The 24,631-nt window shown below is 50.8% G+C and carries 19 protein-coding genes; 18 read left to right on the plus strand and 1 reads right to left on the minus strand.

Annotation, left to right across the window (positions count from 1 at the left end):
- Positions 1 to 160 precede the first annotated feature (160 nt).
- Positions 161 to 1,081, minus strand: a complete 921-nt coding sequence (locus Q1W15_RS09235; RefSeq protein WP_300726725.1) for a 1-aminocyclopropane-1-carboxylate deaminase/D-cysteine desulfhydrase — start codon at positions 1,079 to 1,081, stop codon at positions 161 to 163.
- A gap of 196 nt (positions 1,082 to 1,277) precedes the next feature.
- Here Q1W15_RS09235 and mrdA point away from each other — a divergent pair, with 196 nt between their 5' ends.
- The 18 genes from mrdA to Q1W15_RS09325 all read left to right on the plus strand — a co-directional run bounded on the left by mrdA (position 1,278) and on the right by Q1W15_RS09325 (position 24,596).
- Entirely contained in the window at positions 1,278 to 3,173 is a 1,896-nt protein-coding gene (mrdA, locus tag Q1W15_RS09240) for a penicillin-binding protein 2 (RefSeq protein ID WP_300726729.1), read from the plus strand.
- A gap of 878 nt (positions 3,174 to 4,051) precedes the next feature.
- Entirely contained in the window at positions 4,052 to 4,492 is a 441-nt protein-coding gene (locus tag Q1W15_RS09245; protein ID WP_300726733.1) for a low molecular weight protein-tyrosine-phosphatase, read from the plus strand.
- Positions 4,493 to 4,531: 39 nt separating this feature from the next.
- The gene (locus Q1W15_RS09250; protein WP_300726735.1) at positions 4,532 to 6,760 is read left to right on the plus strand and encodes a polysaccharide biosynthesis tyrosine autokinase; all 2,229 of its coding nucleotides are present in this window, start codon (positions 4,532 to 4,534) and stop codon (positions 6,758 to 6,760) included.
- A 314-nt stretch (positions 6,761 to 7,074) separates the two neighbouring features.
- On the plus strand, positions 7,075 to 8,202 hold the full coding sequence (wecB, locus tag Q1W15_RS09255; RefSeq protein ID WP_300726992.1) for a non-hydrolyzing UDP-N-acetylglucosamine 2-epimerase: 1,128 nt from the start codon (positions 7,075 to 7,077) through the stop codon (positions 8,200 to 8,202).
- A 71-nt stretch (positions 8,203 to 8,273) separates the two neighbouring features.
- Positions 8,274 to 9,533 carry a UDP-N-acetyl-D-mannosamine dehydrogenase gene (gene wecC / locus Q1W15_RS09260; RefSeq protein WP_300726738.1) on the plus strand — a complete coding sequence of 420 codons (1,260 nt, stop codon included), beginning with the start codon at positions 8,274 to 8,276 and terminating at the stop codon, positions 9,531 to 9,533.
- A 116-nt stretch (positions 9,534 to 9,649) separates the two neighbouring features.
- A complete protein-coding gene (locus Q1W15_RS09265) occupies positions 9,650 to 10,675 on the plus strand; it encodes a nitroreductase family protein (protein ID WP_300726741.1) in 1,026 nt (341 codons plus the stop codon).
- A 95-nt stretch (positions 10,676 to 10,770) separates the two neighbouring features.
- Positions 10,771 to 12,048, plus strand: a complete 1,278-nt coding sequence (locus tag Q1W15_RS09270) for an oligosaccharide flippase family protein (RefSeq protein ID WP_300726744.1) — start codon at positions 10,771 to 10,773, stop codon at positions 12,046 to 12,048.
- 108 nt (positions 12,049 to 12,156) lie between these two features.
- Positions 12,157 to 13,257 carry a polysaccharide pyruvyl transferase family protein gene (locus Q1W15_RS09275; RefSeq protein ID WP_300726747.1) on the plus strand — a complete coding sequence of 367 codons (1,101 nt, stop codon included), beginning with the start codon at positions 12,157 to 12,159 and terminating at the stop codon, positions 13,255 to 13,257.
- 1,062 nt (positions 13,258 to 14,319) lie between these two features.
- Positions 14,320 to 15,339 (plus strand): hypothetical protein, encoded by a 1,020-nt coding sequence (locus Q1W15_RS09280; RefSeq protein ID WP_300726751.1) that lies wholly within the window; start codon positions 14,320 to 14,322, stop codon positions 15,337 to 15,339.
- Positions 15,336 to 16,328 (plus strand): glycosyltransferase, encoded by a 993-nt coding sequence (locus Q1W15_RS09285; protein ID WP_300726754.1) that lies wholly within the window; start codon positions 15,336 to 15,338, stop codon positions 16,326 to 16,328. The genes Q1W15_RS09280 and Q1W15_RS09285 overlap by 4 nt, the downstream gene beginning before the upstream one ends.
- Positions 16,329 to 16,544: 216 nt before the next feature.
- Complete coding sequence (locus Q1W15_RS09290) at positions 16,545 to 17,240, plus strand: WecB/TagA/CpsF family glycosyltransferase (protein ID WP_300726757.1); 696 nt, start codon at positions 16,545 to 16,547, stop codon at positions 17,238 to 17,240.
- Positions 17,241 to 17,547: 307 nt separating this feature from the next.
- Positions 17,548 to 17,910, plus strand: coding sequence for a hypothetical protein (locus tag Q1W15_RS09295; RefSeq protein ID WP_300726759.1), 363 nt, complete (start codon positions 17,548 to 17,550; stop codon positions 17,908 to 17,910).
- Positions 17,911 to 17,992: 82 nt separating this feature from the next.
- Positions 17,993 to 19,105 (plus strand): polysaccharide biosynthesis/export family protein, encoded by a 1,113-nt coding sequence (locus Q1W15_RS09300; protein ID WP_300726995.1) that lies wholly within the window; start codon positions 17,993 to 17,995, stop codon positions 19,103 to 19,105.
- 13 nt (positions 19,106 to 19,118) lie between these two features.
- Positions 19,119 to 19,778: a YjbF family lipoprotein gene (locus Q1W15_RS09305; protein ID WP_300726762.1), complete on the plus strand. Its 660-nt coding sequence runs from the start codon at positions 19,119 to 19,121 to the stop codon at positions 19,776 to 19,778.
- Positions 19,775 to 20,542 carry a capsule biosynthesis GfcC family protein gene (locus Q1W15_RS09310; RefSeq protein WP_300726765.1) on the plus strand — a complete coding sequence of 256 codons (768 nt, stop codon included), beginning with the start codon at positions 19,775 to 19,777 and terminating at the stop codon, positions 20,540 to 20,542. Before Q1W15_RS09305 ends, Q1W15_RS09310 begins: the two co-directional genes overlap by 4 nt.
- A complete protein-coding gene (locus Q1W15_RS09315) occupies positions 20,539 to 22,620 on the plus strand; it encodes a YjbH domain-containing protein (protein ID WP_300726768.1) in 2,082 nt (693 codons plus the stop codon). The genes Q1W15_RS09310 and Q1W15_RS09315 overlap by 4 nt, the downstream gene beginning before the upstream one ends.
- Before the next feature lie 329 nt (positions 22,621 to 22,949).
- Positions 22,950 to 23,720 carry a helix-turn-helix domain-containing protein gene (locus tag Q1W15_RS09320; protein ID WP_300726771.1) on the plus strand — a complete coding sequence of 257 codons (771 nt, stop codon included), beginning with the start codon at positions 22,950 to 22,952 and terminating at the stop codon, positions 23,718 to 23,720.
- A gap of 57 nt (positions 23,721 to 23,777) precedes the next feature.
- Positions 23,778 to 24,596, plus strand: a complete 819-nt coding sequence (locus tag Q1W15_RS09325; protein WP_300726774.1) for a hypothetical protein — start codon at positions 23,778 to 23,780, stop codon at positions 24,594 to 24,596.
- Positions 24,597 to 24,631: the final 35 nt, after the last annotated feature.

Genomic DNA, 24,631 nt, shown 5'->3' on the forward strand with positions numbered 1-24,631 from the left:
CGGTACACAAGTAGCCCGCCCCTCCTGCCAGATCCGGGACTTAGGCTTTACGATCGCTGCGCAATCGGACGTAGCCTCGCCCGGCTCGGCAACTGCTACGGAACACACCGCACGCGCTGTTGATCTTGATCTTGATCTTGAGGCCCCCTTTCAGCAGGCCTCACCCCACCTCAAACCCACGCCGCCCTTGCAACCCTCCGGTGTGCACAAACACCACACGCTGCCCTCTGGCAAACCGCCCCGCCGCCACGGCCTGCACCAACGCCAACAGCGCCTTGCCGGTATACACAGGCTCCAACGGCACGCTGCTGGCCGCTTCTGCCTCGCGCATAAACGCCAACAACTCATCATCAACCCGGGCAAAGCCGCCACGGCTGGCATTCAGCAATTCAACCGCGCACGTCGTGCGACCAGCCGCTCGAACAATGGCTTCGATATGAGGCACCACACCGTGGCCATCCGGCACGGCCAAGGCTCCATATACCCGGCGCCCGGCACTTTCTGCCAACGCTAGCCCGGCCAGGGTGGTGCCCGTGCCGGCGGCCAGCCACCAGCCGTCGTAATCCGCCCAGCCAAGGGTCGCCAACTGCTGTCGTACTATCGTCACCAGCGCTTCACACCCCAGCGCCCCCGCCAACCCGCCGCCGCCTTCAGGCACCGGGTGCAGGTGCGGGTACTGCGCAAGCCAGGGGGCCCAAAAGCCGGGCGCATGCCGCGCCCGGTAACCGGCAAACCCCAGCCAATGCAGGTGCATACCAAACCGCTCGAGGTCTCGGGTGGTCGGCGTGTGCTGCGCATGCCCGCGCATGAGCCCGACAGTGCTAAAACCAAAACGCTGCCCCGCCGCCGCCAGGGCATGCAAATGGTTGGAATGCGCACCACCCAGGCTGATGAGCCCCTGCGCGCCACTCGCCTGGGCAGCACGTACATGCTCAGTCAGCTTGAACCATTTGTTGCCACTGATCAGCGGGTCGATCCGGTCCAGGCGCAATACCGCCACGTCTACCCCGGCCGCCTCGAACGCCGGCAGGTGAAGGCAGTGCAGCGGCGCACGCGGGTGCCAGTCGATCAAAGGCCACATGCAGGCAAGCTCCCAACAAAAAACAACAGTTTACCCCACCGTACGCCTATAGCAGCCTGTCGGCTTTCATCAATATGTGCAGTAATTAACCGACTCACCGGGCCGCTTCTTGATAAGGTATGCGCCCTCTTTTGTAGCCCGCCCGTGTCAGGGCGAGCGACTGTTTTTCTGTTGACCGATGTGAGACACCCCCGAGATGCCCGAACCGATCCCTCTTAAAGATCACGACACCGAAAAACGGCTGGTCAATAAAAGGCTGATTGCCTGCGCCGTGCTCGTGCTGGCGATCAGTTGCGCCCTGATCGGCCGGATGTACTTTTTGCAGGTCACCGAGTTCAGCTACAACTCCACCGTATCGGAAAATAACCGGGTGCATGTGTTGCCGATCCCGCCAGAACGCGGGTTTATCTATGACCGCAATGGCGTGCTGCTGGCCGACAACCAGCCCAGCTTCAACCTGACCCTCACCCGCGAGCGGGCTGGCGACACCGCCAAGGTGCTGGACACGGTCATTCATATTCTGCAATTGCCCGAAGAAGACCGCGCCGTGTTCGCCAAGGCCATGAAGCAGGCGCGCCACCCCTTCGACCCGTCTACGCTGCTGTACGAGCTGAACGAAGAGCAAATTGCGCTGCTGGCGGTGAACCAGTTCCGCCTGCCCGGCATTGATGTCGAAGCGCAATTTGTGCGCCATTACCCACAGGGTGATCACTTTGCCCATTCGGTCGGGTATGTGGGCCGTATCAATGAAAAAGAAGCCAAGCAACTGGACACGGCGCAGTACCGCGGTACGCAGTCCATCGGCAAGACCGGCATCGAGCGGTTTTATGAGAACGAGCTGCATGGCAAGGTCGGCTTTGAAGAAGTCGAGACCAACGCCCAGGGCCGGATCATGCGCGTACTGCGCCACACCGATGCCGTGGCGGGCAAAAATATCGTACTCAGCCTCGATATCAAGCTGCAGGAAGCCGCCGAAGAAGCCCTGGGTGACCGGCGCGGGTCAATCATCGCCCTGGACCCGAAAACCGGCGAAGTACTGGCCATGGTCAGCAAGCCCAGTTTCGACCCCAACCTGTTTGTCACGGGCATCAGCACCAAGGACTACTCGGGGCTGCGCGACTCCCTCGACAAGCCCCTGTTCAACCGGGCCTTGCGCGGGTTGTATGCACCCGGCTCAACCATCAAGCCGGAAGTGGCCATTGCCGGCCTGGACAGCGGGGTGATTTCAGCTTCGACCCGGGTGTTTGACCCCGGCTACTTCCAGCTACCCAACGTCGACCACAAATACCGCAACTGGAACCACAGCGGCGACGGCTGGGTTGACTTGAACGCGGCGATCATGCGCTCCAACGACACCTACTTTTACGACCTGGCCTCCAAACTGGGCATCGACCGCATGCACGATTACCTGTCGATGTTTGGCGTGGGGCAGCACGTGTCACTGGACATGTTTGAAGAATCTGCCGGCCTGATGCCCTCCCGCGAATGGAAACGCAATACGCGGCGCCAGGCATGGTTCCCCGGCGAAACCGTGATTCTGGGCATTGGCCAAGGTTATATGCAGATGACCCCGCTGCAACTGGCGCAAGCCACGGCACTGATTGCCAACAAGGGCGTGTGGAACCGCCCGCACCTGGCCAAAACCGTTGACGGCACACCACCGGTGGACGAACACCCGATGCCCGATATCGTGCTGCACGACCCCAAGGAATGGGAACAGGTCAACCATGCCATGCAACTGGTCATGCACGACCCGCGCGGCATCGCCCGCGCGTCGGCCACCGGCGCGCAATACCGCATAGCCGGCAAAAGCGGCACCGCCCAGGTGGTCGCCATCAAGCAGGGTGAACGCTACGACCGCCTGAAAACCGCCGAGCGCAATCGCGACAATGCCCTGTTCGTGGGCTTTGCCCCGGCCGAAGACCCGCACATCGTCATTTCGGTGATGATTGAAAACGGCGAAGCCGGTGGCCGCGTGGCCGGGCCCGTGGTGCGCAAGGTGATGGACGCCTGGCTGCTGGACAATCAGGGCACCCTGAAACCGCAATACGCAAGCCCGCCGGCCAAACCCCACACAACCCCGTCGGTGTAACCCCGCCCAGGCTCAGGCCCGCTCATCGCTGCCACACACCAGCGCGCGCGGGCCTGACCCAGATCAAGCCGGGCATAATTGGCAGACCGGCCGGTACAGATCTAAACACCCAAAAAGAATACTTAACAGGCTGAATACAACAACAGTGTGATAAATCGTCAAACTTGCCGCCGCCTAAATAGCGCTTTATCCCTGTGCAACACCGCACTCCAGGCACTAACTTGATGCGCTGTATATTGAACTCATCTTCTGAGCTTATTGCGCCGGGTTATTAAACCCATTCACCGTCAAACATCAAAGTGCCATCACCGAAGTTTCACTGCGTTTTTACAGCAACTCAAACACCTCACACACGGGTTCAAAAGCGAGCGTGGCACGCTTGCCCCAGGCACCGCGCAGGTGTTCGCGCGATTGACACGGCACACTCAACGTACACCCGCGCGCCCTGCACCACCCACAGGCCTGGAAGCCACGGAATGCATCGCTTCGAGCCCTACCACACGCCGATCACCGTCGTAGGCACATACAGCAAAATGTTATTTTTAGTCAGTGTTAATCCGTCAAAATGTTATTTATTGTCGGACAAAAGTCATTGAAAAGCCCTATATATAGCGCCTGTCTGCCTGAAGGGATATAAAGGTTGATATCTGCAACGCTTCGCAGTTAATATTTTCCGATCCAACACTTCACAACGCCCTTTTATACGCATGATTAAAGAGGGGGCTGCAGTCCTCTTGTGAAGGGCGTGACCCCAACAAACATGATGCACATGGCTTTGGCGGGTGAACATGAACCACTTCCTTAAACAGGTTGCCGGGTTCTGAGGACACGTTAAATGCTCTTGCCGGCTGAGCATGTTTGGCACAAAGGAATCTGCCTTGTTTAAACGAATCATGATTGTCTGCGTTGGCAATATATGCCGCAGCCCCACCGCCGAGATCCTGCTGAGGGAGGCCCTGAAGCCTGCCGGCATCGCCGTGTCTTCGGCGGGCCTCAGCGCACTCAAAAACAAGCCCATCGAGGCCACCGCCCGCCTTGTGCTTGAAGAACACGGGCACACCGTGACCGAGCACAGCGGCACGCAATTGACCGCCGCCCTCATCAACGAGTCAGACCTGATCCTGGTGATGGAACCGGCGCACCAACACGCAGTCCTAGAGCTGGCCCCCGAAGCCAGAGGCAAGGTGCTGTTATTGGGCAAATGGCAAAACGACCGCGAAATTTCAGACCCATACCGTCAAGGCAAGCCTGCCTTCGAACACGCGTATGCGCTAATCAAAGAAGCTGTGAATGCATGGGCTGCGCGCCTGGTGCGCTGATCCATTTCTCGAATTACTTGTGAAGAAAAGAACCGACTTATGCAGCAAGCACCCGTAACAAAGCCTATCGACAACGATGTCGACAATGACGAAATTGACCTGATGGGCTTGCTGGGCACGCTGATCGACCACAAATGGCTGATCGCAGGCGTGACCGGTGTATTTATGGCTGCAGGCGTGGCATATGCCCTGCTGGCGACACCGGTCTACCAGGCTAATGCACTGATTCAGGTAGAGCCCAAGAAAGGCGACCCACTAGGTTTCTCTGATATCGGCAGCATGCTGGGCAAAGAATCGCCGTCGGCAACAGAAATTGAACTGATCAAGTCGCGTAAAAATATTGGTGCTGCGGTTGATAACTTGCAGTTGGATATTGAGATTGAGCCTAACTACTTCCCAATTCTTGGAGAGTTTGTTGCCCGTCGATTTAAACCCGAAGCAGGCACTAGTGTGGCCAGCCCAGTGCTTGGAATGAACAGCTACGCATGGGGCGGTGAGAAACTAGCAATTACCGCATTAGAATTGCCCGAAGAGCTACTAGGTAAAGACCTGACCCTGATTAACGGCGAGGCCGGGAACTTTGTCTTGCAGGACGAAGACAACAATATTCTGATCAGAGGCAAAGCCGGTCAGACTTATGACAACAATGGTATTAAGTTAATAATTGAACAGTTGCAGGCTAACCCAGGAACTGAGTTCACTATAACTCGCTACCCTCGGTTAACGGCCATTTTAAAGTATCAAAAAGCATTAGATGTTGCTGAGCGCGGCAAAGAATCCGGCATGATTAGTCTTGCGTTAGAGAGTTCTGAACCCCCTAAAGCCATCCAGACCCTAAATGAAATTACTCGCCTGTATGTCCAGCAAAATATCGAGCGCACCTCCGCCGAAGCTGCGCAGAGCCTGGGCTTTCTAAAAGACCAACTGCCGCAAGTACGCCAAGACCTAGAAAAAGCTGAAAATGCTCTAAATGCCTTTCAGATTCGCAGCAAGTCAATTGATATTAGCCTTGAAGCCAAGGCCATTCTTGACCAGATTGTGGCGCTGGATACCAGTATCTCCACACTGAAGTTGCAGCAAGCCGAGATGGACCGCAAGTTCACCCCTCAGCACCCGGCCTACCGTGCCTTGATGGGACAACTGGCTGAGCTGACCAGCAAACAAAAACGCCTTGCCAAACAGGTTGAAGGGCTGCCAAGCACTCAACAGGAACTGTTAAGCCTGACCCGCGACCTTAAAGTCAGCACCGAGATCTACACGCAACTGCTGAACAAATCCCAGGAACTGGACGTGATGCGGGCTGGCACAGTCGGTAATGCACGCCTTATCGATGTGGCCGATGTGGATTTGCGAAGCCCGGTCAAACCCAAAAAACCTTTGATCGTACTGATTGCCACTTTGCTCGGCGGAATTCTTGCCGTTGGCTATGTACTGTTTCGCAAAGCCCTTAATCGCGGCGTGGAAAACCCCGACGATATCGAAAAACTCGGCTTGCCGGTATATGCCTCCATTCCTTTCAGTTCGCTGCAAAAAGTGGAAGACGATAAAAGCACGTCCGGTCGTGGTCGCCGCACCACCCCCCTGCTTGCCAGCAGCCACCCGACAGACCTGGCGATTGAAGGCTTGCGCAGCCTGCGCACCAGCTTGCACTTCGCCATGCTGGAGGCCGACAACAACCGCCTGATGATTTCCGGCCCAAGCCCCAAGGTGGGCAAGTCCTTTGTTTCGGCCAACCTGGCGGCCGTTATCGCCCAGTCCGGCCAACGCGTACTGCTGGTGGACGTGGATATGCGCAAGGGCTATATCCATAAGATGTTTAATATCCCCGTCGAGAACGGCTTATCCGACCTGTTGACCAAACGATGCGACCTGAGCACAGCCACCCATAAAACAGACGTCGAAAATCTGTTTGTGATTGGCCGCGGGCAAATCCCGCCGAACCCGTCCGAGTTGTTGATGCATATCAACTTCACTACATTCCTCGAAGAGATCAGTGCGGAATACGACATGGTCATTCTTGACACCCCGCCATTCCTGGCCGTAGCCGATGCCGCCATTGTCGGCCGTCAGGCGGCCACCAACCTGATTGTGACCCGTTTTGAACTGAACCCGGCCCGTGAAATTGAGTTGACCATGCGTCGCTTTGCCCAAAATGGCATTGACCTGAAAGGCGCTATTTTCAACGGCGTAGAAAGACGTGCCTCGGCCAAATATGGCTATGGCGCATATGGTTATTACAACTACGAATATAAGTCCGACAAAGCTTAACATTCGCTTAGTTATTTCTACCCAAGCGCCCTGATGAGTTAAGGGCGCTTTTTTAGTGCCTCTGTAGCATCGACTATTGCAAGAAAAATGACTTCATTCGCTTTCAGGGAACAGTAAGTAATCCTGGGGCGGTAGCATGCCTGATCAACAAAAAATGATATTAACTAAATTAATTTCATGACTCTCAACGAGCCATAGGGGTATTGGCTGCATCCCCCCCTTCAACTCGCTTGAGCCTGAACCTGCCTAGACACCCGATTGGTTATTAACACAACTTCCAACCTCTGACTAACGAGTACATCATGAAACGCCCCATGAAAACCCTGTGTATTTTCGGTACGCGCCCTGAAGCCATTAAAATGGCTCCGCTGGTACTTGCACTGGCGGCCGACGACCGTTTTGAAGCAAAAGTCTGCGTCACGGGCCAGCACCGTGAAATGCTTGACCAGGTACTGGGGTTGTTCGCCATTACACCCGATTTCGACCTGAATATCATGAAGCCCGGCCAGGACCTGACCGATGTCACCACGGCAATTCTGCAAGGGTTAAAGCCCGTACTCAGCGAGTTCAAGCCGGATATCGTGCTGGTGCACGGCGACACTGCCACAACACTGGCCGCGAGCCTGGCCGCCTACTACCAGCAAATACCGGTCGCCCACGTCGAGGCGGGCCTGCGCACCGGCAACCTCTACTCGCCCTGGCCTGAAGAAGGCAACCGCAAGCTAACAGGTGCACTGGCCACATTGAACTTCGCCCCCACCGACACTTCGCAAGGCAACCTGCTGCGTGAGGGCATTAGCCAAGGCAATATCATCGTGACCGGCAATACCGTGATTGATGCCTTGCTGGATGTGGTTAAACGTCTGGATCAGGACCCGGCCTTGTTGGCGCAAGCATCCGCACCTGCGGAGTTCCTGGACCCGAGTCGCAAGCTGATTCTGGTGACCGGCCATCGCCGCGAAAGCTTCGGCGACGGGTTTGAGCGTATCTGCCACGCCCTGATAGAAGTGGCACAACAACACCCCGAAGTGGATATCGTCTACCCGGTGCACCTCAACCCCAATGTGCGCGAACCGGTCAACCGCTTGCTGAACGGCATTGGCAATATCTACCTCATCGCCCCGCTGGATTACCTGCCTTTTGTGCATATGATGAGCCGCGCCCATATCATCCTCACCGACTCCGGCGGCATTCAAGAAGAAGCGCCATCACTGGGCAAACCGGTATTGGTGATGCGCGACACCACCGAACGCCCGGAAGCAGTAACGGCCGGTACGGTAAAACTGGTGGGCACCCACACGGTGGATATCGTCCGCGAGCTAAACCGGTTGTTACTGGATACGGCGGCTTATCAAGCCATGAGCTATGCCCATAACCCCTACGGTGACGGCAACGCCTGCCAACGCATTCTGGAAGCGCTGCTGAATAAAGTTGCGATCTAAACAACGCAACCCCTTATTTAGGCACGCAGCCTTTTACCTTTTAAGCACTTAACATCTGTCAAGGAAGTCCCATGCCGTTCACTACTATTTCCGTTGTTGGCCTCGGCTATATCGGCCTGCCCACTGCCGCCGTGTTTGCATCGCGCAAAAAAACAGTGATCGGTGTCGATGTAAACCAAAAGGCCGTTGATATTATCAACCGCGGGCAAATACATATCGTAGAACCTGATCTGGACATGGTGGTTCATGCAGCCGTGACAGAGGGCTATTTGCGCGCCACCACCCAGCCAGAACCGGCGGATGCGTTTCTGATTGCCGTGCCTACGCCGTTCAAGAACAACCATGAACCAGACCTGACTTATATAGAGTCCGCCAGTAAAAGCATTGCTCCGGTATTGAAGAAAGGCGACCTGGTCATTCTGGAGTCAACATCCCCAGTAGGCGCGACCGAGCAAATGTCGGCCTGGCTCGCAGAAGCGCGCCCGGATTTAACCTTCCCGCAAACCCATGGCGAAGCCTCCGACATTCGGATTGCACACTGCCCGGAACGCGTACTACCCGGCCATGTTCTGCGCGAACTGGTACAAAACGACCGCGTTATTGGCGGCATGACCCCAAAATGCTCCGAGCTGGCGATCAGCCTGTACAAAATCTTCGTACAAGGCGAATGCATCGTCACCAACGCCCGCACAGCGGAAATGTGCAAACTGACCGAGAACAGCTCCCGAGACGTGGGCATCGCGTTCGCCAACGAGTTGTCGATGATTTGTGACAAACTGGATATTAACGTCTGGGAGCTGATCAGCTTGGCCAACCGCCACCCACGGGTCAATATCCTGCAACCGGGCCCAGGTGTAGGCGGTCACTGCATTGCAGTTGACCCGTGGTTTATCGTAAGCAAAACCCCTGACCAGGCGCGCCTGATTCGCACCGCTCGCGAAGTCAACGACAGCAAGCCACAATGGGTCATCGATAAAGTCAAACTTGCAGTCGCTGAATTCCTTCAAGCGAATCCAGAGAAGACAGCCAAAGAAGTTACTATCGCTTGCTATGGTCTTGCTTTCAAACCAAATATTGATGACCTTCGTGAAAGCCCGGCAGTTGCGATTACTCAGCAAATCACTGCCTCACATCCAGGGCAAGTATGGGCGGTTGAGCCCAATATCGAAAGTCTGCCATCGTCGCTTGAAGGTAAGCTTGTATTAAAAAGCTTGGATACTGCGATTGAGGAGTCTGACATATCAGTTCTATTAGTAAATCACAATCAATTCCAAGCTTTGCCGCGCAAAGAGTTCTATGTAGACTCCGTAGGCTCGCTTGATAAGTCTTAATATTTAATAATAAACTTTACCGCCCCACCCAACATTCACAGTTGGGGTGGGCATGTAGCGGACTAAATACAAACTCTAAGTCAGCGCCCACCCCTCATTATTGCGAAAACAATACAGTGGCCAAATTTAATGTGATTACAAAAGCGAAGAAAATTCTTACACCTCCTCAAAAAGAAAGAATCAAGTCTGCAATAGAATGCGCATCAATGCTCCCCAACTATCTTGTCGACATGTTTAGATATATTAGAGAGTCTGCAACAACAAAATCCGGCTACAGCAAGGAAAAAACAAGAGCACTACTGATAAAGAACTATCACGTTATAGAAAAAGGATTAGCACTCCCAGAGCCTAGACTAGGCTTTGGTTCAAGCTTACTCCATAGAGTTATCCATTTCGCAGACACTTACATTCAGCGGTACGGCATTGATGAAGTTTCATGCCATGCTTACAACGCAATAAACTCATATGTTGAATTCCATAAAGCTCATGAACTGAACTTTCCACACCTAAATAGTTTTCTTGATACTCACAGAGCCGCCGTCGCAAACTTAAACATCAATGAAGGAGGGACAAGAAAAATCCGTGCGGTAGATTTTATAGAAGGATCAAAAGGAAACTTTGAAGCCTTAACTAATGCCCGGTGCAGCGTACGGAATTTTTCAAACAAACAAATAGACAACCATAATATCATTAAGGCCATTAATTTAATTAGACGAACTCCATCGGTCTGCAATCGCCCAACCACCAAAATTTATGCATACTCCGATGAAGAAAGAAAAAGAAAAATTTTGGAACTGCAAAACGGCAACAGAGGTTTTGGGCATACCGCCAGCCATGTTTTCATCGTGACAGCAGATTTAAGATGTTTCAATGGATCAAAAGAACGCAATCAGTCCTTTATTGATGGTGGACTTACAGCAATGAGTCTGGTTTATGCATTGCAATCTCAAGGGATTGGAACATGCTTCTTAAACTGGTCAGTTAACTTCCCTCAAGACGCCAAGTTAAAAAAAGCCGCTGGCCTACCAAAAAGCGCTGTAATAATAAGCCTGATCGCAGCAGGTCATTTGCCTGAAGAACTCCTTGTAGCTCAATCGCCAAAAGTCAACATGGATGATTTTTTCGAACTGGTCGAAACTTAAAAAACCTCTCAATACAGCTCTAGAAAAAACCATGCAACAAATAAAATTTGCTGCATTAAACTAACTTTACAGATGCAGACTTTAAAGCCCCTATCATGATTAGCATAAAAGAAGTTCTCAAACCTAATCAGCTATTCGCTCTAATTGCGAAAGGCTTGGAGGGCGCCAAAGTCATAATTCTGAATATTATAATAGCACGCTATTTCGGCCCAGAGACTTATGGAAAGTTTGCTTTTGTTACGGGGATCGCCACATTAATAGCATTGATTGGCGAGTATAGACTCATAAACATAATTATGAAAGAGATAGGGGAAAAACCTAAATCAACAGGGAAAATCATTGGATCTGCATTAGCGGTAAATTTACTCTTCTCACTGATTGGTGCCTGCCTTCTCCTTGCCATAGCCACTTATTACCACCGAGATGATGTTATATTTTACGGACTAATCATTTACAGCACTTCGTATATATTCAAAATACCTAGAGCATTTAAAGCTTACTTCGTTGCGCTAGGGAAGAACATCTACAATGTAGCCTCCGAACTTTTCGCCTCCATAATATGCATACTATCAATTGCAATTGTAATTTTAAACTCCGGCAGTATTTATGAGATAGTTTTCTACAGAGTGCTTGACTTCTTATACGTCTCCATCGCATTAACAATATGTTTTTGGAGCCTTAAAGACAGACCTGCTATAGAGACAAATTTAAAAATCGCAAAAGATCTAACCAGGTCTGCTTTACCTTTGGCGATCTCCGGGTTTGCATTAATACTATTCCAGCGAGTAGACCTATTTGTAATCAAGTACTACCTAGGAGACGAGCAAGTCGGCTACTACTCTGCCGCAACAAATTACATGATGCTTTTTACAATTCCAACCATAGTACTTGCTGAGTCCATGGCACCCAAGATGTTCTCTGCCGGAACACAGCACGCCAGGCATACTTATACAAAAACAATTACATGGATTGGTGCACTCATGTCGATAATTATGCTTTTGACTGCGTGGTTTTTTATACCTCTCCTCTACGGAAAAAATTTCTCGATCAGCTTAAGTTGCGCACTCATTCTAGCAACAGTTCCATTTCTAATAGGGCTCGGGTCTAGCGCTGGACAGCTTATTGTGAAGGATGGAACACAACACAAAGCAGTTACAAAAAGCTTCTTTGCTTGCCTGCTAAATATTTGCCTGAATTTAATACTCATCCCCCGATGGGGTATTAACGGCGCAGCAATCTCAAGCGTGATTTCCTTCTTCTTTGCATATTTTGTTAGTCACTACATAATCAAAGACTTAAGAGGTGTTTTTTTCGAACAATGTAGAGCGATTACTGGACGACCAATAAATCCTCGCCAAGATATTAATAGTTAAAAAAAAGCGATCTATCATAACACTCGCAAAATCAAACTAAATATTAATGACGTTTAGAGCCCTACAAACCAACTTAACCGCCATGCAAAATATGGACTTAATCCGCATATGAATAACACCGAAAAAAAAATATATATAGTTACATTTCACCATGTTTTAAACAATGGAGGCTTACTACAGGCTTATGCCCTTGTTAAATTTCTTCGGAGTAAACACCTAAATGCAGAGATACTAAATTACAAGCCATGGTACTTTCTACTTCAAACTTATAGACCCGCCAAAGGGATCAAAAAAACCCTTTCGAAAATAAAAAAAATATTGGCGTTCGGGAAGTTTAGAAGAAAAAATCTATCAATATCAACCAAAAGCTATTACACCAGCAAAAGTTTGAAGAAGATAAATAACGCAACTGCCTTTATATGCGGCAGCGATCAAATATGGAATGGGAACTTAACGGGCGGCAGCATTGATCCAGCTTACTACCTCAACTTTGTAGACTCAAACGTAAAAAAAATCGCATACGCAGCTAGCGCTGGCAACAGTCCGGTTACGTCAAAATGGAGTTCAATCGGTCCCTTATTAAAAGATTTTTCTGCAGTCGGACTTAGGGAGAAAGCCACTTATCTAGAGATAGCAAAACTTGCCCCAGAACTAAAACCAAAGTTAGTAGTGGATCCATCACTATTGATAGATAATTATGACGCTATTGCAAATTTCACCCGAGTCCCTAAAGGCGATTTCCTGTTGACCTACATTGTCGGTTCGGGAGAAAGTTTGAGGCTTTTTGACGAATTCGTCTTAAACTCGAAAAAAATCATCAATCTGCCTGTCGTGCATATTGGCGCAAAAAATATTAACTCATGCGATTTCTTTTTTGACGGTGTTGGTCCAGATGAGTGGGTCGCATTCTTCAAGAATGCAAAGTTTGTTATAACAAACTCTTTCCACGGCACCGCATTTTCAGTAAACTTCCAAAAGCAGTTTATTTTCTTCCCAAACTGCAATGAACTACTGAATGAAAGACAAATGACTTTGCTGTCCTCATTAGGCATAGAGGATAGAAGATTAACAGAACTTACCCAGCCTTCGGAAGACACCCCTCTACCAACTATTGATTATGAGATAGTCACACCTCGACTTAATTCGATGGTGGAGAAATCAAGCCGGTTCCTCTTAGAATCTTTGACTGAAAATAAAAATACTGCTTGAACTAAGCGCCTGCGAGCACTCTATGCTCTCACCACCTGATCCCGTCTAACGTTCTAAATCAACTTTTTGGCTCCATTAAGGACGGTAAGCGCAAAATATTCTGCCATGCGCGGCTCTTACTCAAATCGGTCAGGTGGTGCTTAAGCGGGCGTATTAGATAATTTCAACTTAGAGATTATGTTCCCATTCCCTTGCTGAAAATTAGTTCTCGTTTAGAAGCTACTCCATAGAATAAATACTTAAAGAATCACTGCCATGTGCTCGATCTCTTGCTTCATACGAAGCACATCAACCCGAGCACCAGGAGCATTAGTTTTAAGATTCTATTAGAAACAGTGTTCGGCTGTTCTACTGTTCTACTGTTCTACTGTCGTATATCGATGGTTTCCAATTGTGTCAGTGTTGGACTTCCTACAAAATGAAATGAAAAATTATTTCACCACGTCGGGCAACAAGCACAAATTCGAAAATATGAAGAGACACATCCTTGATGTTGGTGAAAAGCACATAGCAATCACTCAAATGTATATTCAGTCGAATCCTTGTATGGCTCGAACACAGGTACTGTTTTGCTAGTTGTGTCTTGCGAGGAAAATGGAACCATGGCGAGGATTAACCCATTATTGATCAAATAAGGGCGTTAACAATGTGTATATCGTAGTGTGACTTCGCTGAAGTATAATTCAACGCAGCTGTTATCAGTAAACTTTTATTTACACAAGTTTTGAAGTAGCCACATACCCGATTAAAACACTTCAAATTTCAGATACTAATGAATCGACTTCCAGCATTTCTAGTTAATGCCCATAAAAATTCTTTAGCTTGCGTTAAACTAATCCGGAGCCGGCAAACCGCCAAATCACTATGCTTTTAAAGAAAAAATTTTTGATACCCTTTTTGTGCATATTGTTTTCACTCGACAGTCTCGTCAAGCTATCGCTTCCTGCTCTCCGAATTCACCCAGCGCACTTGTTAATTATATTTTTTAGTTGCTTATTACTAACAACCCCTCACGGCCGCTTTCAAGCATATAGCTTCATCAGGGACAACAAGGCAATCTGCATGTATATTGCTTTATGCCTGCTGCAATCATTCCAAGCCAAGGACATCAATCAATATATATTTGTCCTTACCTATCCAATAATAATGATGTTCGTATTTTATTACTTCTACACATACCGCAATTCTATAAATTTCAATAAAACATTTAAAACGATGACTTTGATTGTGATTTACGGAGGCATTACACAATACCTATTAAACTCACTTTTTGGCTACCAACTAGCGCTGGGCGGGATTGATACCACTTACTATCTTCGAGGAACAAGCGTTGAAGGTAGGATGCGCGGATTTTTTTTAGAACCTAATTGGTTCGGCCTTTTTTTGACATTTACCTTTCTTGGATATGCACTAACTTTAAGCCGAGTAAAACAGAGTGATATAGTTCTATTTGTTGCTGTAATGGTGTGCGCCTTTCTTAGCGGAAACAGATTGAGCAATTACTTTCTTATCATCACTTTCGCAGTAACATTTTTCTCAAAACGGTCCCCGCGGCTTACTCTTTTAGCTGTTGTCTTACTTGGCTTACTCCCATTGCTATACTTCATTTCCTCACTAGATTTTTTCTTCGCTCAGACAATAGATACTGATGATCGCTCACTTGCCGCCAGAACGATAACAGCTTCTCGAACAATTAGTTACATGATAAGCAACTTCGAATGGTACAACTGGCTATTTGGCCACGGACTATCCAACTGGTCACATATTGCGCTCGATAACGGCCTCACCATACGATCTGAAGCCCTAAGCACAGGACAATCTCTACGAGACACAAGCGAAAGCTATATATTGATGATAGAACATGGTGTTTTGGGCTGCCTGATACTTCTCATCGATTCAGTATTATTTATAAAAAGATCTTATTCAAAGGGTCGGGCTATAGCCCCATATGCAGCTATAGCCTCAATGTTTCTTTTAACATCAACTTTCCTTTATCCGATTTTTTTCTTTATGATGTATCTCGCCCCATACTTACTAATAAGATGCTATTTTTTAGTCAACCAAAGGCCTAAGTATCAATGAAAATTTTACATCTTATCAACTCTGCAGAAATTAAGCGGGGCGGCGCACAGAAAATACTCCATCAGATTACCTTGGCTAGTCCAGAAACCCAGGAGGTCTTCGGTATTTTTCATACTCAAGATTCCAATACACGTATGAACAATCTACTTTGGCCTTTTAGACTGTTACGCCGCATTATAGTCTCTAGACCTTCGATAGTTGTCGCGCACAGCCGTATTTTTTTACCAGCAATTTTCGCTCTCGAGAAATTTACCAGTATAAAAACTGTTTTCATCTGTCATAACCTATTTATCGATAAACATTGGTTTTTCCGTTTCTTTAAAATAAAGAACTATGTGGCCATCTCAAACACTGTTAAAGAATACTTATCCGCATATATTTCTCCCAACAGTATAACTACTATCTTTAACGGAACACATTTCAATTCCTCCACCAAGCTTGAAGACTGCTCTTCTGATGAACAAACTTTTCAAGTCGCATACATTGGATCGCTCAATAAGGTGAAAGGTGTAGACATCGCTATAAGCGCATTAAACTCATTTACTAACAGCACGGGAAGAAAAGTTGTTTTTCACGTTGTTGGTGACGGCCCAGAAATTGATTCTTTGAAGTCGCAAGCAGCAGCTGGACATATTAGTGTGCTTTTTCATGGTTATAGCGAAAATCCATTTTCACTCATTAAAAAAGTTGGCTTGGTATTAATCCCATCACTTTACGAAGGATTTTGTCTGGTTCTTGTTGAAAGCATTATCAACGGTAAAGCGGTTTTTGCTTCGGACTTACCTGTATTGATCGAAGTAGCGGCAGGAGTATCCACCGTCCGTCATTTCCCGACAGGTAGTGAGAGCGGCTTACTGCGCTTGCTTATAGACCACTCTACCCCCCTGCCTCCTCGAGAGGAACGACTCAAATCTTCACTAATTGCAAGCGAACTATATTCACTTGAACGTATGCAGAAAAATTATATTAACTATTTCAAATCCATTTAGCGTCATTTATAACGATGACTGATATACATTCAGCAAAAAATGCTTTATGCGATTTGAATGGGAAGATCCTGACCATTCAAAATGCCTATCGGTTTGAATAGGTTCGGATAATATAGCTTTAGGATTAATATTCCTTGGCATTCCATAAATGCTTTCGTTCTGAGAAAAATCATGCATAGGATTGAAGTACTTGGCTGCCCGATGGACGTGGCCTCTATGGACCAGACGGTCGAGAAAATTCATCACTCCGTCGCAGCAGGACATTTTACACAGCATGTGGTGGTTAACGTCGCCAAGCTTGTCAACATGCGCGACGACTCTCAGTTGAGCGAATCCGTTCGTTCTTGTGACATTATCAATATCGACGGCATGGGTGTGGTGTTGGGGGCTCGCTTTCTCGGCCACTCAGTGCCTGAACGCGTCGCGGGTGTCGACCTGTTTCATGAATTGCTGAAGATGAGTGCGGCGAACCACTTTTCGGTGTTCTTGTTAGGTGCCACGGACGACGTCGTTTCCACAGCAACCAGCAAAGTGAAGGCGCTTTACCCAGACCTGAAAGTCGCCGGCTATCATCACGGCTATTTCTGGGATGACGAGGCTGCGCTGGTCGAAAAGGTGCGTGCATCCGGTGCCAAACTTTTGTTTGTGGCTATCACGTCCCCCAAAAAAGAGAACTTCATCAATCGCTGGCGTGACCAGTTGGGCGTTGATTTCGTGATGGGCGTTGGCGGCACATTTGATGTGGTTGCGGGTAAGGTCAAGCGTGCACCGCAATGGATGCAACGCTACGGCCTGGAATGGCTGTATCGGGTTATTCAAGAGCCGGGCCGTATGTGGAAGCGCTACCTCACCACCAACTGTAAATTTGCCGTGTTGCTGTTAAAGGAAAAGTTGAAACGCCTTTTTCGCTGACCCCTTCACTGCCCGCCTATTAGGTAAACAACGGTTCACTTAACCCGCTGTAGCACTATGCCGTAATTTGGCTTAATGGGCTTGCCGCCAATGTTATAAAAGGTCAGCAACCAGAATCTCCCTGCACAGGTATTCTTGAAGGTGTATTGGGAAATAAAACACCTGTAAAGAACCCTTTGAATGCCATGTCCGTTGCTGACTACAGCAGTGCATAACACTGAGCACTCCCGCAGGTTTCAGGCTTGAGCCTGTATAGGCCTTCAAGTACCCTCTTCACTACAGACTATTCATCCAAAAGGATTTACTTATGAACAAATTTCTCGTTTCCGCCCTCGCAATGGCCCTGAGCGCCTCGGTTTTCGCGGCTGACCCGGCTCCGGGCTCTGCCCCTGGCACTCCACCCGCACCTGGCGCAGCCCCAGGTGCAGGTACCGGCGCAGGTACGGGCGCTGGCGCTGGCGCAGGTACGGGCGCTGGTGCAGGGCTTGGGGCTGGGTCAGGCCTCGCCATCGGCGGCACGGTCGTTTCTACTACAACGCTGGGCCTGGCCGCGGCAGCCGCCGCAGCCGCAGCCGCAGCGGCCTCGAACAGCGGTGGCGGTGGCGGTGACAACGGCGGCACGGGTGGCACCACAGGTGGTGGCACAGGTGGCACAACGGGCACGCGTTAACGCCCGGTCAGGTCGAACTAAACCACCTGGTGCAAGCCAGGTCTTTGATTTTGATGTGTTTCTTTTACAAGTGTCCTCAATGATGATTCGTAGTTTGTCGCTCGCGGTACTTGCAGGGCTTGCCCTGCAAGGTTGTATGTTTGCGCCCGGTCAATACCTGGACACCAGTGAGATCGGTAACGAAGGCTCTGCGCAAAGCAGCCGGGTCGAGTTAATTCCTATAACCCCCAAGCTGATTGCGCAAAACGCGGCGACCTACGTTTCCAGCTCGGTGCCAGCGCCCCTGCTGGCATTCAAGCCAGAGGCCTACCGGATTGGTGCCAACGATGTGCTGTATATCACCGTATGGGACCACCCCGAGCTGACGGCACCTTCGGGTGCGCAGCAACAGATCGATGCTAATGGCCGGCTGGTTCGGCCAGATGGCACTATTTTCTACCCCTACATCGGCAAGCTCGATGCGGCCGGTAAAAGCATCGAAGAATTGCGCTCAACGATTGCCCAACGCTTGGCACAATATGTGGACAGCCCCCAGGTGGACTTGAGCGTATTGCGTTTTGCCAGCCAAAAGGCAATCGTCTCCGGGGCCGTGCTAAAAGCGGGGCCGATACCCATTACCACCTCCCCCATCACCGTGGTGGAAGCGCTCGGCGCAGCTGGGATAGAACCCAATAATGCAGACCTTTCCAGCCTGGTGCTGACGCGTAACGGTCAAGAATATGTACTGAACCTGGATGCACTCAACGACCAGGGCTCGCAACTGCATAACGTGTTTCTCAAAGACGGCGACCAGTTGTACCTGCCTTACAACGACCGTAAACGAATTTACGTGATGGGCGAAGTGTTGGCCCCTCAGGCGCTAAGGTTCAAAACCAGCAATATGAACCTGGCTGATGTGGTGGGTTCTGTGGGTGGTTTAAACCAGACCACGTCCAACGGTAATGCGCTGTATGTGATTCGCGGTGCCAGCAACCTGGAAACCGAGCCGGTTAAGGTTTACCAATTGAGTGCCGAGTCACCCACCGCTTTTGCCATTGCCAGCCACTTTCAATTGAAGCCCCAAGACATTGTTTACGTGGGCCCGGCGCAAGTCACTCGCTGGAACCGCCTGATCAGCCAGTTGTTGCCTTCCGCAACCATCCTGGGTACCGGCGCAGCCGCGCAAAATAACCTCAGCGAAGCCAGCAGCCGATAAGGGTTGAGCCGTTTTGAAAACTCTTCGTAACCGCTCCTGGCTGGTGGTAGCCCTGTTGCTGACTGGCTGTAACCCGTTGATGCAGGCCTCGCTCGACACCTTCAAGGCAGCCGTGAATAGCGTTGAACCGCTGCCCCTGACACAGGCCGAGGTCGAGGCCATTCCTTATGCGCAAATAAAGGTCACCACCCGCTCCAATGAAGGGGTGATGGCCAGGTTGCGTGAACAAGGGGACTTGCACTTCTGGGTGGCCTCGGGCAAGCAGGTGCTGATGACCCGTAACGGCCTGGTGGTGCGCAGCGTGGGCCTTGAGCCCGGCCTGGATGGCACCCGCTTTGACGGTGAGTCACCGTTCAAGCGTGGCCTGCAGCACGTAGCCGATGGCCAGACCAGCACCCGCTGGATCGACCTGTATGAAGGCCAGCACATCGGGCAGGCGGTGAACAGCCGCTTCTACCGCAAGGGGCTGGAAACCGTAACTATTATTGATCGCTCTTATGAGTTACAGCGTATCGACGAAAAAATCGAGATACCGGGCCTGGGGTTTAGCGCCACCAACCGGTACTGGGTCAGGCCGGCTGACGGCCTTATTTTGCAAAGCGAGCAGTATGTGACCCCGGGGCTTTTTTTGAAAATCGTCAACTTGCGCCCTGATTGGGAGGCTGCACCGTGAGCCCGTTGAAAAAACTGCTCGCGTGCCTGTTGTTGAGCCATGCGGCACTGAGCCAGGCCGATGTGGCCGTTAGCGGTGATGTGCTCTACCCCGGCACCTATCCTTATAGCCCCAACCTTCGCCTGCTGGAGCTTATTACCCGGGCGCAGCCCAACCCGGAAAGTTACTGGCTGGCCGCCGCCTGGTTGCACCAGCCCTTGCTGGAAACGCAAACACGGCTTAAGGCCGGGGTGTTGTTTGACTTGAAAATGCTTGAACGCGGTGCATTGCTGGCCAATAAGCCTGCACTTGCCGCCGTCGCCAGTGGCTTGCATCAGCAGGTTAACCGGCTGCCGGTCACCGGCCGCAAGGTGGCGGTGCTGGACCCGGTTGCAATGGAAGTCGGTTTTGTCCGCAATTATGTGCTCAGCGATGGCGACCAACTGATTTACCCGGCGCGCCCCACTACGGTCACATTGGTGGGTGCCGTGGCCGAACCCTGCCGCCTGCCCTATGACGCCCGGCTGCAAGTGCGCGAATACCTGGCCCACTGCCCGCGGCTGCCTGAGGCCGATGCCGATTACCTGTGGCTGATTACCCCCGACGGCCGTTCTCGGCGTGTCGCGGTCGCCGCCTGGAATCGGCAGGACGGTATTTATGCCGTGGCAGGCAGTACCATTTTGGTGCCTGTGCGCAATGACAATGCCGATTTACCCACGCCGGATTTGAATGAGCAACTGGCTCAGTTTCTTGCCACTCAACCGCTGGCTGAGGTTGCCCCTTGAAGTTACGTTTTGCTGTTGTTGTATTACTGCCGTGCAGCTTGGCCCAGGCTGAACCGCGCTATACCCAGAATGATTTTGGCGGCGTCGGGTTACTGCAAACCCCCACAGCGCGAATGGCACCTGCTGGCGAGTTCAGTTTCAATGCCAACCGCACAGAGCCTTATTCACATTACAGTATCTCATTACAGCCACTGGATTGGCTGGAAGGTACATTTCGCTATTCCGCACTTACCAATCGTCGATATGGTTTGGAGTCTTTAAGTGGCAAACAAAGCTATAAAGATAAAGCCGTAGATGCTAAAGCCCGAATTTGGCAAGAGAGCCATTGGCTTCCTGAAATTGCATTAGGCTTCCGAGACATTGGTGGTACTGGATTGTTTTCCAGCGAGTACTTTGTCGCGAATAAACGGTTTAATGACCTTGATTTCAGCTTCGGGGTCGCGTGGGGCTATATTGGTAACCGGGGTGACTTTGATAATCCGCTTGGATACGTGGATGGTCGTTTTGACGACCGCCCTACGAGTTCGCTGGCTGGCGATGTAAACACGAGCTCATACTTTCGAGGAAAACCCGGTCTCTTTGGCGGAGTTTCCTATCAAACTCCCTGGACCCCTTTAAGTCTGAAACTCGAATTTGACGGTAATGATTACAAACACGAACCGCTTAATAGCAGCTTTAAGCAAGACTCTCCGATCAACATCGGTGCAGTTTATAAGCTTAGCGACGCGATCGATTTAACGGCGGGCTGGGAACGCGGCAATACCGCCATGTTCGGTATTACCCTGCACACCAACTTCGTCAGTCGCAAGGCTCCACCCAAACACTTCGACCCGCCCGCACAACCGCTGCCTGCATCAGCACCGACTACCCCCCTGGACGAAGTGGACTGGGCCAAGGTGTCACAGCAACTGCATCACAATGCCGGTTATACCGTTGAGCGTATTGCCCAGCGTGATTCCGAGCTGGTTGTGTATGGCGAGCAGTCCAAGTACTTCTACGCGGCCAAGGGCGTAGGCCGGGCCAGCCGTATTCTCGACAATAACGCCAATGACGATATTCAGTGGTTTACCCTGGTCAACAAGCGTTATGACATGCCCGTGGATGAAACCAGCGTACCGCGCACCACGTTCCGTAATGTGGTGAACAACGATCAAGACCTGGTGGACCTGCACCGTACAACTGAGGTCAACCGGCCTGCAGCCCACACCGAGAACCTGTTGTATCAAGGCAAGCCAGCCCCCTTCACCTATGGTTTTGGCCTGGGTTACCAGCAAAACCTGGGGGGGCCTGACAACTTTTTGCTGTACCAGATCAATACCTATGCCGAAGCCCAGTACCGCTTTGCACCCGGCACCTGGGCCAGCGGCGGCGTTACCTTGAACCTGCTGAACAACTATGATCAGTTCAAGTACGACGCGCCCAGCGGCATGCAGCGGGTGCGCACCGACCTGCGCAAGTACATCACCACCTCTGATGTAAACATGCCCGCTTTGCAACTGAACCGTGCCAAACAACTGGACCAGGACTTGTACGCGATGGTGTACGGCGGTTACCTGGAGTCGATGTATGCCGGTGTCGGTGGCGAAGTGCTGTACCGCCCCATGGGTGAGCGCTGGTCGTTGGGCGCCGACCTTAACTACGTACGGCAACGGGACTTTAACCAGGGCTTTGGCCTGCGCGATTACAAAACCATCACCGGGCACGTCACCGGCTACACCAAATTGCCCTTTGACCTGGATGCAGCGGTCAGTGTGGGCCGTTACTTGGCGCGTGACTGGGGGACGACGATTGATATCTCCCGTGAGTTTACCAATGGCGTGAAATTTGGCGGCTGGGTGACCCGTACCACGGCCTCCAAGGAAGAGTTTGGCGAAGGCAGTTTTGACAAGGGCATTTATATCTCGATTCCTTTCGACGAGATGATGGCCGTGTCGACCACGAGCCGGGCCAACATTACCTGGGCCCCGCTGACCCGAGACGGTGGCGCAATGCTTCATCGCCAGTACTCACTGCACACCATGACCAACGGCCGCAACCAGGAAGCGTTTTACGAAAACTTCGAGAAAGTCGTCGAGTAAAAAGGCCACTCAGCGCTGCCCCATCTCGGGGCAGGCTGCGGCTAAGGGCAAGGTGATTGTCACCTTGCCCTTAGCCTTCAACTCAGAAAACTGCCGTGCTGCCTACGCGGGATGCACCGAAATACTGGGCAGACATGGCCGGCGAGGCAGACAATTTCTCACACCCCTTGGCACTTATGCTGGGTAGACGCACCAAAATAGACCTCCACGGAAATCGTCAAAAAGCAAGCGCAGCCTGTCGCCCAAGGGGGTATTTAGGGGCTAATCGCACGATTAAAGGCATATACAGCCCTGCCTTCAGGCGGTAACATCACCTGACAATGTTATAAATGGTCAAATCTCATACAGACGGCTATGGCAGAATCGAGCCGCCTTCATGTATTTGGTTGGGTGATATGCGTTTCGCAGGATGTAACACAGACTCACAGCCGGTTGCAGTGCTCATTTTTTTGCACACCGAAGCGTTGATCGATGACTTACAACAACTGACCGCCTCAAGCCAGCAGCCGTTTTACGCCTGCCATGACCTGTCACAACAAGTTGATAGTCTTGACCGGGTTGAAGCTGTTTTTATTGAAGTAAATGCGCCAGAGGGCTTGAGTGAACGCCTTGAACTGGTGAAATCCATTCGGCTGAGTAATCAGACCGCGTGCATTTTCATACTGGTCACGCACACCAAGTCATTTTCCAGTATTAACTGTTATCTAGCCGGGGTTGATCATTGCCTTAAATTGCCTGTCGATCCACATGAAAAAAAGGCCTTATTGGCCAATGCCGTTGGTGATTCGCACTGGAAAGTGCCCGCCCGGCTGGCACTGGATCGAACACGGTTGTTTCTAAGTGGCACCAGCAAAAAAATTGAGATTTCTTATACCGAAATGATCATCCTGGACGCCCTGTTGCGGGCACCTCAACATGTCATGAGCCAGGACGATATTGCAAAAACCCTGGACCCCAATGTTGTTTTTTACGACCCCAGGGCCTTGGAAAAAACCATTAGTCGCTTAAGAACCAAAATCAAGAAAGCGTACAATGTTGAACTTATTTTCAGTGTTCGCGCTTATGGCTACCGGCTTCGTCGAGGCTCGGTATCCGGCTAAAACAACTGCTCGCCACAGCCGCACCCCGGCAGCACTACCACTGATTAGCCAGGAAGCATGGCTGCACTTGACCGACTGGCATTGAGAGATTTAGTTGGTTTACGTCAAAAAACCAACGAAAGGAGGAGTTGGACAATGAAGGTAACGCTTAGCGTATTCAGCTATATAACTCATGCAAACGAGTTTATGCCTGAGCACAACAACAGCCTGCCGGCCCTTCATCAGAACAGGATGGCTAATGCTCATCAGCGCAGCTTGACGCCTGAGCGCCCGCACCAACGGCCATGCGCGCACAGCACCCGTACATATGGCTCCTGGAACGCCCTGCTTTCACGACGCCAGGCGTACCCGCCCGCAAGCCACAACGACATGCTGGGCTTGGGCGGCGCAAAAAAAACACCCTGGCTCAACAGTCACTCCTACCCACCCAGCGTTTTTGCGCCTGCGCTGTTGGGCTTAAGGTCAACGTTCAGTGTTCCCATGACAGCCAATCAGTCACCCTCATCGCTTAGCTTGGCATCCGGCGTATTGTTGTTCAGCTTTTCTACAAGAGAACTGCAAGGAGCCACAGCGCGTATCAAACTCACTGCCATTGAAGCGATGCTGATTAAAACGCTGACCCTCAGCGAGTCACGCATTTGTAGCAAACATGAACTTATTCTGGGCATTGAAAAGGATATAAACACTTACAACGGCCTGGAGATGTGCCTGAGCCGGCTGCAAAATAAATTCCGGGCTGCATTGGGTGAACGCCTGTTCAGATCCGTGCGCAACCGTGGCTACTGCCTGGTACAGGATGTTAAAACAGCAACCCCGATGAATAATGCCCCATTGACGTGCAGCGCACCTGTTAGCGCTCGCACTCAGTGCAACTGACGGCTTCGTTATACATCGTCGAGCGCCACGGCTTT

It is taken from the genome of Pseudomonas sp. (assembly GCF_030150285.1).
Lineage (GTDB): Bacteria > Pseudomonadota > Gammaproteobacteria > Pseudomonadales > Pseudomonadaceae > Aquipseudomonas.

What these genes read in the sequence shown, in the direction of transcription:
- Q1W15_RS09235 (WP_300726725.1), bottom strand. Translation starts at nt 1,081, where the DNA reads ATGTGGCCTTTGATCGACTGGCACCCGCGTGCGCCGCTGCACTGCCTT.
- mrdA (WP_300726729.1), top strand. Translation starts at nt 1,278, where the DNA reads ATGCCCGAACCGATCCCTCTTAAAGATCACGACACCGAAAAACGGCTG.
- Q1W15_RS09250 (WP_300726735.1), top strand. Translation starts at nt 4,532, where the DNA reads ATGCAGCAAGCACCCGTAACAAAGCCTATCGACAACGATGTCGACAAT.
- wecB (WP_300726992.1), top strand. Translation starts at nt 7,075, where the DNA reads ATGAAAACCCTGTGTATTTTCGGTACGCGCCCTGAAGCCATTAAAATG.
- wecC (WP_300726738.1), top strand. Translation starts at nt 8,274, where the DNA reads ATGCCGTTCACTACTATTTCCGTTGTTGGCCTCGGCTATATCGGCCTG.
- Q1W15_RS09270 (WP_300726744.1), top strand. Translation starts at nt 10,771, where the DNA reads ATGATTAGCATAAAAGAAGTTCTCAAACCTAATCAGCTATTCGCTCTA.
- Q1W15_RS09275 (WP_300726747.1), top strand. Translation starts at nt 12,157, where the DNA reads ATGAATAACACCGAAAAAAAAATATATATAGTTACATTTCACCATGTT.
- Q1W15_RS09280 (WP_300726751.1), top strand. Translation starts at nt 14,320, where the DNA reads ATGTATATTGCTTTATGCCTGCTGCAATCATTCCAAGCCAAGGACATC.
- Q1W15_RS09285 (WP_300726754.1), top strand. Translation starts at nt 15,336, where the DNA reads ATGAAAATTTTACATCTTATCAACTCTGCAGAAATTAAGCGGGGCGGC.
- Q1W15_RS09290 (WP_300726757.1), top strand. Translation starts at nt 16,545, where the DNA reads ATGGACCAGACGGTCGAGAAAATTCATCACTCCGTCGCAGCAGGACAT.
- Q1W15_RS09295 (WP_300726759.1), top strand. Translation starts at nt 17,548, where the DNA reads ATGAACAAATTTCTCGTTTCCGCCCTCGCAATGGCCCTGAGCGCCTCG.
- Q1W15_RS09300 (WP_300726995.1), top strand. Translation starts at nt 17,993, where the DNA reads ATGATTCGTAGTTTGTCGCTCGCGGTACTTGCAGGGCTTGCCCTGCAA.
- Q1W15_RS09320 (WP_300726771.1), top strand. Translation starts at nt 22,950, where the DNA reads ATGGTCAAATCTCATACAGACGGCTATGGCAGAATCGAGCCGCCTTCA.
- Q1W15_RS09325 (WP_300726774.1), top strand. Translation starts at nt 23,778, where the DNA reads ATGGCTGCACTTGACCGACTGGCATTGAGAGATTTAGTTGGTTTACGT.